Below are 15869 nucleotides of genomic sequence, written 5' to 3'. Positions count from 1 at the left end.
CAGGGCTGCCGGTTCACGGGCGGTACGGGTGAGGTGCGTACGGCTGGTACGGGGGCGGCTGGTACGGGTGTGGTGCCGGCGCCGGGTGCCCGTACGTGCCGTACGTGCCGAACACCGGCCAGGGCACCGGGGCCACCGGGACCGGCGGGGCCGTGGCCCGTGCCGCGTGGGCCAGCGCCGGGCGTGCGGTCTCCCGGCGGCGCCACAGCTCGTGCAGCAACGCCCGCTCCCGTACGACGAAGTCGGCGCCCGCCCGGCCGCGCCGGCCCCGGTACCGCAGGAACGCCAGCTCGGTCGCGTACGCCTCGTACTCCGCCACCGCCCGCGCCGCCTCCTTCCCGGCGTGGCGGCGGGCGTGGGCACGGGCGAGGCGCCGGGCCCGCATCGAGCCGAGCGCGTACGGCTCCGCCGGGGCCAGCCAGCCGGCCGCCGCGTAGGCGGGCAGTTCGGCGCGTACGGTGACCAGTTCGCGCTGCCGGGACCAGACCGCCAGCCAGGTCAGCAGGCCGAACACCGGCACCATGAACGTGGCGTACACGATGAAGAAGCCGTACTCCCCGAGGGCCGAGGAGCCGTTCCACAGCGCGTGCATGCCCATCGCGAGCAGCAGGCCGGCCGGCGGGAGCAGGACGTGCCGGGCCCGGCGGCGGTCGCCGCGCAGGGCGGCGAGACCGAAGCCGAGGCCGGTGAGCACCGTGAACAGCGGGTGCGCGAACGGCGACATGACGACGCGGACGAAGAACGTCGCCGCGGTGACGGAGGCGATGCCGCTGCCGCCGGTGAGCTGGTCGGTGCCGAACGCGTTGCCCAGGTAGAGGATGTTCTCGGTGAACGCGAAGCCGGTGGCGGTGAAGCCGGCCAGGACCACGCCGTCGAGGAGCCCGGTGACGTCGTGCCGGCGGAAGAGGAAGACCAGCAGGACGGCGGCGGCCTTCGCGGACTCCTCCACGACCGGCGCTATCACGGTGGCGCCCCAGGTGTCCGCGCCGGCCGGATCGGCGGTGGCCGTCGCTATCCAGCGGGTCGCGAAGCTGTTGGCCACGATGGCGGTCAGCGCCGCCGCGCAGGCGCCCCAGGCGAAGCAGAACACCAGGTTGCGCCAGGGGCCCGGCGCCACCCGGTCCAGCCAGCGGAAGGCGGCGAGCAGCAGCGGGACCGGCAGCACGGCGAGGCCGAGGCCGACCAGGAACCCCTCGGTGCCGGTCTGCTCGCGCACCAGGGCCAGGATGACCAGACCGGAGAGCGCGAGCAGCGTGGTCAGGGCGCCGCAGCGCACCCAGCGGCGCTGCCACCAGTGCCGCGGGGGTGGCGGCGGTGGCGGGGACGGGGAGCTGGTGGCCACGGCATCGATCCTGACGAGAGGGGGCGCCGCCCTGGCTTCAGGCGCCGGTGGGGGGTCGGTCCTGGTGCGGTACGCGGCGGAAGAGCAGGTCGTTCACCACATGTCCCTTGTCCAGTCCCTGGCCCTCGAAACGGGTCAGCGGGCGGTGCGCGGGACGGGGCGCGAAACCGCCGTCGGGCGCGGTGTTCTCGAAGGCGGGGTGCGCGGTGAGGACGTCGAGCATCTGCTCGGCGTACGGCTCCCAGTCCGTGGCGCAGTGCAGCAGGGCCCCCGGTCGGAGCCGGGAGGCGGCCAGGGTCAGGAACTCCGGCTGGATCAGCCGGCGCTTGTGGTGCCGCTTCTTGGGCCAGGGGTCGGGGAAGTAGACGCGCAGGCCGGACAGGGAGTCCGGGATGAGCATCTCGCCGAGCAGGATGACCGCGTCGCCGTTGCCCACCCGGACGTTGGTCAGGCCCTTCTCCTCGGCCAGCGCCAGCAGGTGGCCCTGGCCGGGGGTGTGCACGTCGACGGCGAGCACGTTGGTCCCCGGGTCGGCGGCGGCCATCTCGGCGGTGGCCTCGCCCATGCCGAAGCCGATCTCCAGGACCACGGGGCGGTCGTCGCCGAACAGTTCGGCGAGGTCGAGGACCCGCTGCCCGTCGATGTCCAGCCCCCACACCGGCCACAGCCTCCGCAGGGCGTCCGCCTGCCCGGCGGTGACCCGGCTGCGCCGGGGCTGGAAGCTGCGGATCCGCCGCTCGAAGTGGTCACCGGCGGGATCGGCCCGGGGGCCGTCCGGGAAACGGGGCTCACCCCTGCGACGGGGGTGCCGGGGAGCTGCGGGGGTGGGGTGCGAATCAGACACAGTGGGATCGATATTACGGGGCCGGGGGTCGGGGCGAGGGCGGGCGGGCCCGACGGCAGGTCGGCCCGAGGGCGGGTCGGCGCCCGAGCGCAGGTCGGCCCGACGGCGGGTCGGCCCGAGGTCCGGCCCGAGGTCCGGCCCGGGTGCCCGGCGCGCTCCGGCAGACGTTCGTCAGGGCCCGGCCGGGACTCAGGCCGGACCGAGCGCCGTCAGGGCGCGGCGGGCCACCTCGCGGCCGATGGGCAGGGCGGCGGTCGCGGCGGGGGACGGGGCGTTGAGGACGTGGACCGCGCGGGGCGTCTCCCGGATCAGGAAGTCGTCCGCCAGGGTGCCGTCCGGCAGTACCGCCTGCGCCCGTACCCCGGCCGGCGCCGGAACCAGGTCGTCCTCCGTCACCGCGGGCAGCAGCCGCCGTACCGCCGTCGTGAACGCCGCCTTCGACAGCGAGCGGCGCAGCTCGCCCGCGCCGTAGCGCCAGTGTCTGCGGGCTATGTGCCAGGAGCCCGGCCAGGCGAGGGTGGCGGCCAGCTCGCGGGGCCGGACCGTGCCCCAGCCGTACCCCTCCCGGGCGAGGGCGGGCACCGCGTTGGGGCCGAGGTGGACGCTGCCGTCGATGCCCCGGGTGAGGTGCACCCCGAGGAACGGGAACGCCGGGTCGGGCACCGGATAGACCAGGGAGCGCACCAGCTCCGGGCGGGCCAGCTCGTAGTACTCGCCGCGGAAGGGGACGATCCGCATGCCGGGGTCGTCGCCGGTGAGGCGGGCGACCTCGTCGCAGTACAGCCCCGCGCAGTTGACCAGGACCCGGCCGCGGACCACGTCCCCGGCGCGGGTGCAGACGGCGACGCCGAGGTCCGGGCGGCGGTCGACGCGCCGCACCCGCGCGCCGTAGCGGATCTCCGCGCCGGAGGCGGCCGCCAGCTGCCGGGCGACGGCGACGTAGTCGCAGACGCCGGTGGTGGCGACGTGTATCGCGGCCAGGCCCCGCACCTCGGGCTCGTGCTCCGTGATCTGGGCGGGGCCCAGCTCCCGCACCGGTATGCCGTTCTCCCGGCCGCGCTGGACGAGGGCGTGCAGCCGGGGCAGCTCGGCGCGGTCGGTGGCGACGATCAGCTTGCCGGTGACGGCGTGGGCGATGCCGTACTCCGCGCAGAACTTGACCATCTCCGCGGCGCCCCGCACCGCGAACCGGGCCTTGAGGGAGCCGGGCCGGTAGTAGACGCCGCTGTGGATCACCCCGCTGTTGCGGCCGGTCTGGTGGCGGGCCGGGCCCGGCTCCTTCTCCAGGACCGTGACCCTGGTGCCGGGCGCGGCGCGCGAGATCGCGTACGCCGTCGACAGGCCGACGATCCCGCCGCCGATCACCAGCACGTCGCAGTCGTACGTGGCTGCACTCTGTGGCCGCACCTGTTCCACCTCCCGGGTTCGATACTGCACTGCGCCACTGACAACGCCCTCAAACCCGGGGACGGAACACACGCGTCAGGCGGGGGCCATCAGCAGCGGACGGGCGCGCTCGCGCAGCTCGGCCACGCGCGGCTCGTCGCCGTAGGGCTCCAGCCGGTGCAGCAGGTCCTTGACGTACTCCGTGGTGCGGGCGGAGGAGATCCGTCCGGCCACCTCGACGGCACGTACGCCCTGCTCACAGGCGGCGTCCAGGTTCCCCGACTCCAGCTCGGCGACGGCCGACACGACCAGGCGCAGGCCGTGCGAGCGCACGTACTCCTCCGTGGGCTGGGACAGCGCCTGCTCGGTGAAGCGGCGGACCTGGCGGGGCGCCTTGAGGTCGCGGTAGCACTCGGCGGCGTCGGCGGCGAAGCGGTCGTAGGAGTAGAAGCCGAGCCAGTTCGGGTCGTTGTCGCCGGGGCGGGCGCGCTCCAGCCAGCTCTCGGCCGCCTTCAGCGCCCCGCCGGCCGCCTGGGCGTCGTTCGCGCGAGCGTGGGCCCGTGCCTCCACCAGGCGGAAGAAGCTCATGGTGCGGGCCGTCGCCAGGCCCCGGTTGCGCTCCAGGGCGGCCTGCGCGAGGTCGACGCCCTCGTCACCGAAGCCCCGGTAGGTCGCCTGGAGCGACATCGATGCCAGGACATAGCCGCCGAGCGGCACGTCGGCCGCGGCGCGGGCCAGGCGCAGCGCCTGGATGTAGTACCGCTGGGCGGCCTCCTGCTGGCCGGTGTCGAACGCCATCCACCCGGCCAGCCGGGTCAGTTCGGCCGAGGCGCCGAACAGGGCGCGGCCGACCTCGTCGGAGTAGGAGCCGAGGAGCAGCGGGGCCGCCTCGACGCGCAGGCACTCGGGGACCATCGACGAACGCCAGTCGCCGCCGCCGTACTTGGAGTCCCAGCGCCGCGCGTCCTCGGCGGCCTCCCGCAGCTTGCGGACATCACTGTGGCCGACTTTGAGCGGTGCGCCGGAGCCCTCGGCCGGGCTCGCCTCGCGCGCCACCGAACTGTCGGCCGGGGTTATCAGCCAGCGCGAGGCGGGCGTCGCGTACGCGCTCACCGCGAACGAACCGGCGAGCGACTGCCATATGCCTCCGGAACCCGCCCGGCGGCCGGCCAGGTCGAGCCGGTACAGCTCCGTCGCCGTGCGCACCGCCTGGCCGACGTCGCGGGGGAAGGCGAGGCCCACCTCCGGCGCGGGATCCGCGTCCGCCAGGCCGATCTCGTGCAGCGGCACCGGCCGGCCGAGCTTCTGGCCGATGGCGGCGGCGATGAGGTGCGGAGCCGCACCTTGCGGCACCATTCCCTTCGACACCCAGCGCGCCACCGACGTCTTGTCGTAGCGCAGGGTCAGCCCCCGCTGCGCCCCGAGGTCGTTGACGCGCCGCGCGAGTCCCGCGTTGCTGATTCCCGCGAGGGCGAGAACGGCGCCGAGTTTTTCGTTCGGCCCGCGTTGCTCCCTGGACATGCGCCACCCCTCGACACAGACGGCTGCCGCGCTGGCATAACCACGCGGCATTCGTAAACCCAGCGTAGTTCGCCGCATCCCAAGCGTTAAGGGGCATTGTTCCGGATGGCGGGATTGTGGTCCGTACTGAAGTGCGGGGTCTGTACGGACTGTTGCCGTGTGCTCCCGATGTGTGGCCGTGCGCCCGCCCGTGCGCTCTACTCCGGCCACCGGGGGAGCGGTTCCATGGCTCTTGCGTGGGTCGGCCCGCTGTACTGGATCCAGTGGGCTGGGGGACACCGCCGCCTCACATCCCCGCGGGCGGCGGACCGGTCCGGGAGGCGCGCTCCGCCTCCCGGACCGTACGCGGTCCGGTGGTACGCAGAGCCTGTACGGAGCGTGTTCGAACGCGGTCATGAATTTGTGATTTGGCTGAAAATAAGCCCCGTCGGTTTGTGCGTACTACCGCTCCCACCATGGCACTTGAGGGCGCGTTGGGTGTCGTGGGGGCGCGCAGTGGGGGCGCATTCGCGTCGCGGACACCGTCCCCGGAACGGGTGACGAGGACCTCGCGGGCCGTCCCGCGAGGGCGCGGTGAGGGCGCGGTGAGGGCCCGGCCAGGGCTTGGCCAGGACTTGGCCAGGACCTGGCCGGGGCGCCGCGAGGGCACGGTGTCGGCGGTGCGAGCTGCTCCGCCGACGCTCTGGCGCGCTCCCTTCATGGCAGCATGGGGAACCAGTTCATACGGTGCACTGGTTGTCCACAGGCTGTGGAGGCGTCGATGCGGTGGTTGGTGGGGTGGAGCAGCGCCGCCGCGGGAGTCGCGGGAGCCCTGGGGGACTTGGGGGGCACGGGGGGTACGGGGGGCGTGGGCTACGGCTCCGCCGGAGCCACCGGGTACGACGGTGAGACCGTGCAGCCCGTGGGGTCCCAACTCCTGTGGGGCGACCCCGATCCGCTGTGGGCGGTCGGCGACTGGCGGCCCGACGAGGTGCGCGTGGTCAGCGCCGATCCGCAGACCCGGATCGCCGTGCTGGGCATCTGCGGCGCGAGCGACGAGCAGCTGCGGGTCGCGCTGTTCGCGGCGCGGGGCGGGGCGCTGCGGCATCTGACCGCCTGGTCCGGGAGTTACACGGCCGTCGTCCAGGTGGGGCGGCGGATCACGGTCTGCGGCGACCTCGCGGGCGCGCGTCCCGTCTTCCACACCCCTTGGGCCGGCGGCACCGCCTACGCGACCGCCGCGCTGCCGCTCGCCGACCTCGTCGAGGCGAACCTCGACTTCCCGTACCTGGCCGCGCTGCTCGCCGCTCCCGACGTACCGGCGGCGCTGGACGACGCGACCCCGTACGACGGCGTGAAACGCGTTCCGCCGGGGCATGCGCTGGTGCTGCGCGCCGGGGCGCGGGAGATCGCCGGGTACGAACCGGTGGCCTCGCTGGCGGTGGCGGCGCCGCCCGCGGACCCGCAGAGCGCGGTGGACGGCGTACGGGACGCGCTGGTGGAGGCGGTACGGACGCGGCTCGCCGCGCCCCGGCACGTCCCCGGGGACGGGATCGACCCCGGTCCGGTGCCCGGCATGGGGCCGGCCGAGCGGCGGGCGGCGCGCGGGATGCCGGTGCCGGGGATCGGGGCGGACCTGTCCGGCGGGCCGGCGTCGGGGACGCTCGCGCTGCTGGCGGCGGGGCTGCCGGGGCGGCCGGGGACCGTGCTGGGGCACGGGACGGGGGCGGGCGAGCGGCTGCTGGCCGTCACCTTCAACGACCTGGCGGTCGGCGGGCGCGAGGCCGAGCTGGAACGGGCGGGGGCACTGGCGGCCAACCCGCGGCTGCACCACGTGGTGGTGGCGGGCGGTGCGGAGGTACTGCCGTACGCCGAACTGGACGGGCCGCTGACGGACGAACCGGCGGCGAGCCTGGTCTCGGTGGCGCGGCACCGGGCGCGGCTCGCGGCGGGCAGCGCGGACCACTTCACGGGGTACGGGGCGCGGCAGGTGCTGGACGCGCACCCGGCGCGCCTGGCCGACCTGCTGATGGACCGCCGGCGGCGGCATCTGGTGCGGCCGGTCGCGGCGCTGGCCAAGGCGGACGGGTCGGTGGGGTCGGTGATGGTGCCGGCGCGGGTGTACGGGGCGGCCCGGCGGCTGTCGCGGACGCCGTACCGGGCGGGGCTCGACGGGCTCGCGGAGCAGCTGCGGGGGCGCGTCGTCGCCGACGAGGCGGGGGAGGGGGCGGTGGGCGCGTCGCTCGCCGCGCTGAGCTGGGGGAGACCCGGGCCCGCCGCGCGGTGGCTGACCGGGGAGGCGCTGGCTGAAGTATCGGTTCGCCTTCAGGCGGCGGCGCAGCGGTCCGCGATGGGGCCGGGGATGCGGCCCGGTGACTTCCGGGCGCGGGCCGCGTTGGCGCGGCAGGCGGCGGAGGTGCGGGTGCTGGAGCAGGCGGCGGAGATCCGGTCGCAGCGGTTGCACACGCCGTTCCTCGACAACCAGGTGGTCCGGGCGTGCCGGGCGCTGCCGGAGGCGCTGCGGGTGCGGCCGGGGGCGCGGGCGGCGATCCTGCGGACGGTGCTGGAGGGGGCCGGGGTGCGGGAGTTGCCGGAGGGCTGGGGTACGCCGACGCAGGGGGTGGCGGCGGCGACCGCGCGGGCGGGGCTGCGGGGGGCGGCGGACTCGCTGATGGACGTGTTCGACCGGCCGCTGCTGGCGGAGGCGGGGCTGGTGGAGGCGAGGGTGGTGCGCAAGGCGGTGCGGTCGGCGGCGGCGGGGGAGGCGCTGCCGTTGGACGGGCTGGCGGATCTGGTGTCGCTGGAGCTGTGGCTGGGGCGGCTGCTGGCGCGGCGGGGGACGTGCTGGACGGGGACGCCGGCGCGGGCGCGGGCGGTGCCGGCGGGGATCGCGCCGTTGCGCGGAGCGTTGGCCTCCGGCGGTTGAGCGGGCGGGGTGCCTGCGGCGGCCCGCGCGGGTTCGGTGGGGGTGCGGGTAGCGCCTTCGGTGCGGTGGGTGGTCGGGGCCGGGGTGGGGGGTGTCCGTCCTCGGAACGGCGCGGAATCGGTCTTCTACGGGGCTTACCCGGGTCGACGCGCCAACCGCTGCGGGCGGACACCCCCCACCCCGTCCCCTTCTCGCCGTACGCGGGCGCGGGTGCGGCCTCATGCCGCGTACGGAACGCGGCCCCCCCCCGCATTCGCGCGGGATGCGTTCCTCGCCCACTCGCACGGGACGCGGCACCCGCTCATCACACGCGGCAGGTGATTTTCGCTCCCGGCAGGTGATTTTCGCTCCCGGCAGGTGGCTTTCGCTCCCGGCAGGTGGCTTTCGCTTCTTCGCGCGGGAGGCGACTCTCGCTTCTCCACGCGGGACGCGGGGCTCGGTTCGCCACGCGGGACGCGGGGCTCGCTCACTCGCGCGGGAGTCGGCTTTCGCTCACTCGCGCGGGAGTCGGCTTTCGCTCACTCGCGTGGGACGCGGAGTCCGATCACTTACGCGGGCGTCGAAGGCTGCGTCACCGCGGGGGCCTTCATTCGCGGGGCGGTGCAGGCCGCGTATCCGCAGGCGGCGCGAGTCGCGTCACCGCGGGCGGCGCTGGCCGTGTAATCCGCGGGCGGCGAAGGCCGCGTCAACGCGGGGGCCTTCATGCGCGGGGCGGTGCAGGCCGCGTATTCGCAGGCGGCGCGAGTCGCGTCACCGCGGGCGGCGCAGGCCGCGTAATCCGCGGGCAGTCGTGCCGCCTGGGGCGGCACGGGTGGGCGCGGCGGCACCCCGTCGGCGCCGGGGCGCGCCACCCACCCCCGCGTCAACCACCACGCCGGGCCCCGCACAGGGCGCGGCCGCGTGCCCGCCCCGGCAACCGGCCGGCGCCGCCCCGCGCCCCCACGCCAGAAACAGGCGGTACGGCGCAGAAACCGACGGATACGGCCGGACTCCGATCGGCGTCGGCAGGCACCCCCGGCAGCTCAAGCCACCCGAAAGTACCCGCCGACACCCGCCGGCACCCGCCAGCCCCCGCCCGCTACGCCGGCCGCGACCGCAGCCCCTCCAGCAGGATGTCCAGCAACCGCGCCGACGCCGCCGCCTGCTGTGCCGCGTCCGGCAGTGAGGGTGCCGCCGTGGCGATGACCAGCAGGACGTCGGACACCGACACGTCCGGCCGCAGCTCACCGGCCGCGCGGGCGCGGTCCACGAGCCGGCCGACGACCTCCAGCAGCGCCGCGGCGCCCGCGTCGTCGTCCAGGGACAAGCCCCCCGCGTCCACGGACTGCTCCTGCACCAGCCGCAGCTCGCCGGAGCCCGGCTGGACCCGCTGCTGCGGCACCCGGGGTTCACCGGCCGGACCGGCCGGACCGTCGTCGGGATGCTCGTCCGCCACGCCCACCCGCAGCACCTGCGGCGGCAGCAGCCGGCCCGCGCCGGACGCCACCGACGTCCGCAGGAACCGGGAGAGCGCCGACCACGGCTCGTCCTCCTGCCCCAGCGCCGTCCGGGCCTGGTCGGTCAGCCGGGTCGTCTCCTCCTCGGCTATCCGGCGCACCAGCACGTCCTTGCTGGGGAACCGCCGGTACACCGTGCCGACCCCGACCCGCGCGCGCCGGGCCACGTCCTCCATCGGCGCGCCGTACCCCAGCTCGCCGAACACCTCACGTGCCGCGCGCAGCACGTGCTCCAGATTGCGCTGAGCGTCCACGCGCAGCGGCGCCGACCGCGCGCCGTCCCCGCGTCCGCCGCCCGCCGCACCCGTCGTCACACCCGTCGTCGCGCTCATCGTGCCGCCGGCGGCGACAGCGGAGCCGGACGGCCAATGAGAGTTCTGAACATGCATAGACAATCCCCCGGTAATGACGTCTCCCCCCGGAGACACTCCCCGTCATCGGAAGCCGGAGCGCGTGCGGAACAGGCCGCTGTCCGGGCCGCCCGTCGCGGACCCGATGAGCGCATCCCCCCTACACTCCGTCAGAACGAACATAGTTGAGTGGGCGTCAATTCAGAAGGGGCAGGTTCCGCACGGACCGCACCCCGATCGGAGTACGGGCCCGACACGCCCCCCACGACCCCCTGGCACGGCCTCAACGCATACCCGCTGACCTGTGCTTTTCCCGGCCGTCGGCGAATCGGCCGACCCCGTCCACCACCGCCGGCCGGTCATACGAATTGCCGGGCCTGTGGACAAACTCAAGCGCCGGGTGCGTCATGGGAGGGTGAAGGAACGCGCGCGCATTCTCGTTGTCGGCGGCGGCTACGTCGGGATGTACACGGCCCTGCGGCTCCAGCGGAAGCTGAAGGGCGAACTGCGGCGGGGCGAGGCCGAGATCACCGTCGTCACCCCCGCTCCCTACATGACGTACCAGCCGTTCCTTCCCGAAGCCGCCGCCGGATCGATCTCCCCGCGGCACGTCGTCGTCCCCCTGCGCCGCGTCCTCGGCCGCTGCCGGGTCGTCGTCGGCGAGGCCGAGTCCGTCGACCACGCGCACCGCACCGCCGCCGTCACCACCCTCGCCACCGAGGAGGAGGGCGCGGGCGCGCGCCCCGTCGGCTACGACGAGATCGTCCTCGCCCCCGGCTCCGTCTCCCGCACCCTGCCCGTCCCCGGCCTCGCCGACCACGGCATCGGCTTCAAGACTCTCGAAGAGGCCATCGGCCTGCGCAACCACGTCATCGAGCAGATGGACATCGCCTCCTCCACCCGCGACCCCGCCCTCCGCGACGCCGCCCTCACCTTCGTCTTCGTCGGCGGCGGCTACGCGGGCGTGGAGGCCCTCGGCGAACTGGAGGACATGGCCCGCTACGCCGCGCGCTACTACCACAACGTCGACCCCGGCGACATGAAGTGGATCCTGGTGGAGGCGACCGACCGGATCCTGCCGGAGGTCGGCGACGAACTGGGCCGCCACACGGTCACCGAACTGCGCCGCCGCAACATCGACGTACGGCTCGGCACCCGCCTGGAGTCCTGCGCCGACCGCGTCGCCGTCCTCAGCGACGGCTCCCGCTTCCCCACCCGTACGGTCGTCTGGACGGCCGGCGTCAAACCCCACCCCGTGCTCGCCGCCACCGACCTGCCCCGCACCGACCGCGGACGGCTGAGATGCACCCCCCAGCTGGCGGTCGAGGGCGTCACGCACGCGTGGGCCGCCGGAGACGCCGCCGCCGTCCCCGACGTCACCGCCGGCGCACCCGGCCGGGAATGCGCCCCCAACGCGCAGCACGCGCTCCGACAGGCGAGGGTCCTCGGCGACAACATCGCCCACGCCCTGCGCGGCGAACCCCTGGAGACGTACGCCCACAGGTCCGCGGGCTCGGTCGCCTCCCTCGGCTTCCACCAGGGCGTCGCCCAGGTCCACGGGCACCGGCTGAAGGGATATCCGGCCTGGTTCCTGCACCGCGCCTACCACCTCAGCCGCGTCCCCACCGTCAACCGCAAGGCGCGCGTACTGGCCGAATGGATACTCTCCGGTCTCTTCAAGAGGGAGATCGTCTCGCTGGGTTCACTGGAACACCCGCGAGCGGAGTTCGAACTGGCTGCCGGGGGAATCCCTCCTCAAGAGCCCCCGGAGAACCCGAAGGGGTAGTCCTGACCGGACCGAGGAACTCCGCCGCCCGGCCCGGCGTCTGACGGATGTCGGCCCGGTCGGCACCCTGCCAGACTGGTCCACACCACCACGGGCGGGCCGCCGCTCACCCCCGCGCGGCCCCCGGGGCCCCGGCCGGTTCCGGCCGGCCGCCGACGACTGACACGAGGCAAGGATTCGTGAACTTCACGCGCTGGAGCGCCCGGCTCCCCGGAACGCAGCGCCGCGCGGCAGCGCGGAACGACACCACGGTCTCCCCGGACCGGCGGGGAGAGAGCCGGTCGGAGACCTCCGTGCCCGCCGCCCGCACCGAACAGCTGACCGACGAACCCCCTCCCGTACCGGCCGTCGACGACCTCCCCGTCCGCGACGTCCTCGACCGCGTCCCGGCCCTCGTCGCCCTGGTCCACGGCCCCGACCACCGCATCGCCTACGTCAACGACGCCTATACGGCGGCCTTCGGCGTACGCCCTCTGGGTGAACGGGCCAGAGAGGCCCTCCCCGAACTGGCCGAACTGGGCCTCTTCCCCCTCCTCGACCAGGTCCAGCGCAGCCACCGGCCCCGCACCCTCAAGTCCCGCAAGGCCCCCGACGGCCGCTCCTACACCTTCACCTGCACCCCCGTCACCGAGGGCGAGGACAGCGGCGTCCTGGTCTTCGCCACCGACGTCACCGACCACGCCGAGGCCGCCGAGCGCCTGCGCGCCAGCGAACGCAGCCAGCGCGAGACCGCCGTCACCCTCCAGCGCTCCCTCCTCCCGCAGGAACTGGAGCAGCCCGACGACCTCCGCATCGCCGCCACCTACCACCCCGGCGGCACCGAGGCCGCCGTCGGCGGCGACTGGTACGACGTGATCACCCTCGGCGGCGGCCGCACCGCCCTGGTCATCGGCGACGTCATGGGCCGCGGCGTCCGCGCCGCCGCCGTCATGGGCCAGCTCCGTACGGCGGTCAGGGCCTACGCCCGCCTCGACCTGCCCCCGCACGAGATCCTCCAGCTCCTCGACGGCCTCGCCGCCGAGATCGACCCCAACCAGATCGCCACCTGCGTCTACGCCATCCACGACCCCAACGAGGGCCGCCTGGTGTACGCCTCCGCCGGGCACCTCCCGATCCTGGTCCGCGACGAGAGCGGCACGGTCCACCGCGCCGACGAACCCACCGGCCCGCCGCTGGGCACCGGCGGCTGGCTGCACGCCTCGGGCTCCGTCCCCCTCGCCCCCGGCTCCACGGCCGTCCTCTACACCGACGGCCTGGTCGAGCGCCGCAACCAGGACCTCGACGAGGGCATCGCCGCCCTGGAGCGCGCCCTGGCCGGCGCCCGCGGCACCCCGCAGGTCATCTGCGACCGCCTGGTCCGCTCGGCAGGTGTGACCCCCGAGCACGACGACGACGTCGCCGTCCTGGTCCTCCAGCACCCGGCGCGCACCGGCCCCGAACACGACCTCTTCCGCAACGCCGCGCTGGAACTCCTCGGCGGCGTCGAGGCCGCCCCACGCGCGCGTGCCTTCGCCTCCGGCGTCCTGACCAGCTGGCGCTTCCCCACCGACCTGCACGACCTCGGCGTCCTGGCCGCCAGCGAACTGGTCGCCAACTCCCTCCAGCACGGCACACCCCCCATGCGGCTGCGCCTGCGCCGCACCGACCGCCGTCTGATCATCGAGGTCACCGACGGCGACGACCACCTGCCCAGACGGCGCCGCGCGGAACCGGCCGACGAGTCCGGCCGGGGCATCGCCATCGTCGCGACGATCGCCTCCGGCTGGGGCAGCCGCCGCACCCCGGGCGGCGGCAAGGCGGTCTGGTGCGAGTTCGCCCTGCCCCGCCCGTGACGGCTACGCCTCGGCCGGCGCGGCCGAGCCGGCGGGCGCCCCGCCCTGCCGGACCACCCGGGTGGCCCGCAGCAGCCACGGCCGGTCCTGCACCGGAGTGAGCGCCCGCCCCATCCGTACCGCCAGCACGCTCATCACCAGCGAGATCAGCAGGAACACCACGATGTACGGTCCGGGCAGCGCCGCCGCCAGCGGCCCGCCCACCGCCGGCCCGACCGCCAGCGCGAGCTGCTTCACCAGGGCGAACGCGGAGTTGTACTGCCCCGCCATCCCCTCCGGCGCCAGATCCGCGACCAGCGGCACCAGCGTCGGCGACAGCAGCGACTCACCCAGCCCGAACAGCGCGTACGTCGAGATGAACGCGGCCGTCGCCATGGTCTGGCTGCCGTGCCCCAGCCCGGCGTACCCGGCGATCGCCCACGCCACGGCCCAGATCAGCCCCACGGACGCGATCACCCTGGACCGCTTCCGCCGCTCCACGAACCGCAGCACCGCGAACTGCGCGACCACGATCATCAGCGTGTTCGCCGCCAGCGCCGTCCCCAGCGCGGACGTCGAGATCCCGGCCGCCTCCACGCCGTACGCGCTCAGCCCCGACTCGAACTGCCCGTAGCAGGCGAAGAACAGCACGAACCCCAGGACGAGCAACTGCACCATGGCCCGGTTGCCGAGCAACTGCCGCCAGCTCCCCTTGGCGCCCTCGGGAGCCTCCGGGACCCGCGGCGCCCGCTCCATCCGCACCGTGGCCAGCACGGCGACCAGCACCAGGAACATGGCCGCCTCGATGGCGAACAGCAGCGTGAACGACGCGGGGCTGGAGGTGTCGACGAGATGCCCGCCGATCAGCCCGCCGACACCGAGCCCGAGGTTCTGCAGGAAGAACTGCGTGGCGAACGCCCGCGACCGCGTATCGGCCGTCGAGCAGTCCACGATCATCGTCGCCAGCGCCGGCTGCATCACGGCCTGCCCGGCCCCCAGCAGCGCGGCGGACGGCAGCACGGTCGCCGCCTGCTCCGACACCCCCAGGCTCAGCGCGCCGAGGGCGGCCACGACCAGGGCGGCGAGCAGCACCGGCAGCGGGCCCCGCCGGACGATGGCCCGCCCGGCGAACGGCAGCACGATCAGCGCGGCCACGGCGAAGACGGCGAGCACCAGCCCCGCCGTCACGGAGCCGAGCCCCCGTACCTGCGCCACATAGACGTACAGGTAGGGGACGGTGAAACCGAGCCCGAACGCGCTGAGCGCGTTGCCCACATGGATCCGGCGCATCGCAGCGCCCCTCGCCCTGGTCACGTTCACCTCTCTCACGAGTTAGGAGTGAAGACTTCGAAAGTAAACTTCGAAGCTAAAGAGTATATTCCGAAGGACTTCAAGGCAAAGCTCAGCCGTGCCATACTGCGACCCATGGGCGACACAGCAGCTGCCGGCGAGCCGACACTCGAGGAACAGATCGCCGCCTACCAGCGCGAGTTCCAGGACCTCGACCCCCAGGTCGAGAAGATCGTCTCGGCGCTGTCCCGCCTGAACCGCCGCATGAACGTCGCCTACGGCCGCCAGACCGCCGACCTCGGTGTCAGCAACGCCGACTTCGAGGTCCTCAAGGCCCTCGTCCTCTCCGGCGCCCCCTACCGGATGGGCCCCGGCGACCTCGCCAAGCGGCTCGGCCTGACCCCGGCCGCGATGACCCACCGCATCGACCGCATGGTCACCGAGGGCCTCGTCACCCGGGACCGCGACGAGTCCAACCGGGTCCGCGTCATCGTCGAGCTGACGGCCGACGGCCGCGAGAAGTGGCTGGAGGCCATGCGCCTCGCCTCGGTCTTCGAGGAGGACCTCCTCCAGGACCTCTCCCCCGACGAACGCACCGCCCTCGGCGAGGTCCTCACCCGCATCCTGCGCAGGGTGGAACACGACCAGCCGGACGCCGGCGGCCGGCTCAGCGACCTCGACTAAAACGGTTGACAGGGGGCGCTTGACAGCCACCTCCCCGATCCGTAAAGTTCTTCGGGTTGCCGCAGCGCCGTAACGGTTTTGCGTCAGCACTCTCGCCGCACAAGCGGCACCTCACACCACCAGCACGACCTCCCCTCGGGAACGACTTCGGCATGCCCGAATTCAATTCCGAACTCCGATTTTGGCAACAGGGAGCGGGTCCGCTAAGGTTTGAGACGTCGGAACGGCCCAACAGCCGGGAAGGCAGCCCACTCTGACTGGGAATCAGGCCCGAAAGGATCTGATAGAGTCGGAACCGCCGGAAAGGGAAACGCGGAAGCGGGAACCTGGAAAGCACCGAGGAAATCGGGTCGGAAAAGGATCTGATAGAGTCGGAAACGCAAGACCGAAGGGAAGCGCCCGGAGGAAAGCCTGAGAGAGTCTCTCGGGTGAGTACAAAGGAAGCGTCCGTTCC

The 15869-nt window shown here is 74.1% G+C and carries 10 protein-coding genes; 4 read left to right on the top strand and 6 right to left on the bottom strand.

Going from position 1 to position 15869, the window contains the following annotated elements; all coding sequences use genetic code 11:
* Window positions 1-13 precede the first annotated feature (13 nt).
* From ACIQR3_RS15070 to ACIQR3_RS15055, 4 genes are all read right to left on the bottom strand, one after another.
* Complete coding sequence (locus ACIQR3_RS15070; RefSeq protein WP_403538484.1) at window positions 14-1342, bottom strand: PrsW family intramembrane metalloprotease; 1329 nt, start codon at window positions 1340-1342, stop codon at window positions 14-16.
* A 37-nt stretch (window positions 1343-1379) separates the two neighbouring features.
* Window positions 1380-2186, bottom strand: a complete 807-nt coding sequence (gene trmB, locus ACIQR3_RS15065) for a tRNA (guanosine(46)-N7)-methyltransferase TrmB (protein ID WP_403538481.1) — start codon at window positions 2184-2186, stop codon at window positions 1380-1382.
* A 189-nt stretch (window positions 2187-2375) separates the two neighbouring features.
* Window positions 2376-3602: an L-2-hydroxyglutarate oxidase gene (gene lhgO, locus ACIQR3_RS15060; RefSeq protein WP_403539259.1), complete on the bottom strand. Its 1227-nt coding sequence runs from the start codon at window positions 3600-3602 to the stop codon at window positions 2376-2378.
* Window positions 3603-3668: 66 nt separating this feature from the next.
* Entirely contained in the window at window positions 3669-5093 is a 1425-nt protein-coding gene (locus tag ACIQR3_RS15055; RefSeq protein ID WP_403538478.1) for an MFS transporter, read from the bottom strand.
* A 760-nt stretch (window positions 5094-5853) separates the two neighbouring features.
* Here ACIQR3_RS15055 and ACIQR3_RS15050 point away from each other — a divergent pair.
* Entirely contained in the window at window positions 5854-7998 is a 2145-nt protein-coding gene (locus tag ACIQR3_RS15050) for an asparagine synthase-related protein (RefSeq protein WP_403538477.1), read from the top strand.
* A 1078-nt stretch (window positions 7999-9076) separates the two neighbouring features.
* On the opposite strand, the gene ACIQR3_RS15045 is transcribed toward ACIQR3_RS15050, so the two are convergent.
* Window positions 9077-9883 (bottom strand): TetR/AcrR family transcriptional regulator, encoded by an 807-nt coding sequence (locus ACIQR3_RS15045; RefSeq protein WP_403538475.1) that lies wholly within the window; start codon window positions 9881-9883, stop codon window positions 9077-9079.
* A 376-nt stretch (window positions 9884-10259) separates the two neighbouring features.
* Between ACIQR3_RS15045 and ACIQR3_RS15040 the strand changes: the two genes are divergently transcribed.
* Both ACIQR3_RS15040 and ACIQR3_RS15035 read left to right on the top strand, forming a co-directional pair.
* Window positions 10260-11630 (top strand): NAD(P)/FAD-dependent oxidoreductase, encoded by a 1371-nt coding sequence (locus ACIQR3_RS15040; protein ID WP_403538473.1) that lies wholly within the window; start codon window positions 10260-10262, stop codon window positions 11628-11630.
* Between the two features lie 179 nt (window positions 11631-11809).
* On the top strand, window positions 11810-13462 hold the full coding sequence (locus tag ACIQR3_RS15035) for a SpoIIE family protein phosphatase (RefSeq protein WP_403538471.1): 1653 nt from the start codon (window positions 11810-11812) through the stop codon (window positions 13460-13462).
* Window positions 13463-13465: 3 nt separating this feature from the next.
* Here ACIQR3_RS15035 and ACIQR3_RS15030 read toward each other — a convergent pair whose 3' ends face one another.
* Complete coding sequence (locus ACIQR3_RS15030; RefSeq protein ID WP_403538469.1) at window positions 13466-14731, bottom strand: MFS transporter; 1266 nt, start codon at window positions 14729-14731, stop codon at window positions 13466-13468.
* A gap of 135 nt (window positions 14732-14866) precedes the next feature.
* Between ACIQR3_RS15030 and ACIQR3_RS15025 the strand changes: the two genes are divergently transcribed.
* Window positions 14867-15415: a MarR family winged helix-turn-helix transcriptional regulator gene (locus tag ACIQR3_RS15025; protein WP_215174112.1), complete on the top strand. Its 549-nt coding sequence runs from the start codon at window positions 14867-14869 to the stop codon at window positions 15413-15415.
* The last annotated feature ends 454 nt before the right edge of the window (window positions 15416-15869 follow it).

Origin of the sequence: Streptomyces sp. NPDC090994 (assembly GCF_044768905.1) — a bacterium.
Lineage (GTDB): Bacteria > Actinomycetota > Actinomycetes > Streptomycetales > Streptomycetaceae > Streptomyces.
This window is presented reverse-complemented; position numbering and strand designations above follow the sequence as displayed.

What these genes read in the sequence shown, in the direction of transcription:
- ACIQR3_RS15055 (WP_403538478.1), bottom strand. Translation starts at nt 5,093, where the DNA reads ATGTCCAGGGAGCAACGCGGGCCGAACGAAAAACTCGGCGCCGTTCTC.
- ACIQR3_RS15050 (WP_403538477.1), top strand. Translation starts at nt 5,854, where the DNA reads ATGCGGTGGTTGGTGGGGTGGAGCAGCGCCGCCGCGGGAGTCGCGGGA.
- ACIQR3_RS15045 (WP_403538475.1), bottom strand. Translation starts at nt 9,883, where the DNA reads ATGCATGTTCAGAACTCTCATTGGCCGTCCGGCTCCGCTGTCGCCGCC.
- ACIQR3_RS15030 (WP_403538469.1), bottom strand. Translation starts at nt 14,731, where the DNA reads ATGCGCCGGATCCATGTGGGCAACGCGCTCAGCGCGTTCGGGCTCGGT.
- ACIQR3_RS15025 (WP_215174112.1), top strand. Translation starts at nt 14,867, where the DNA reads ATGGGCGACACAGCAGCTGCCGGCGAGCCGACACTCGAGGAACAGATC.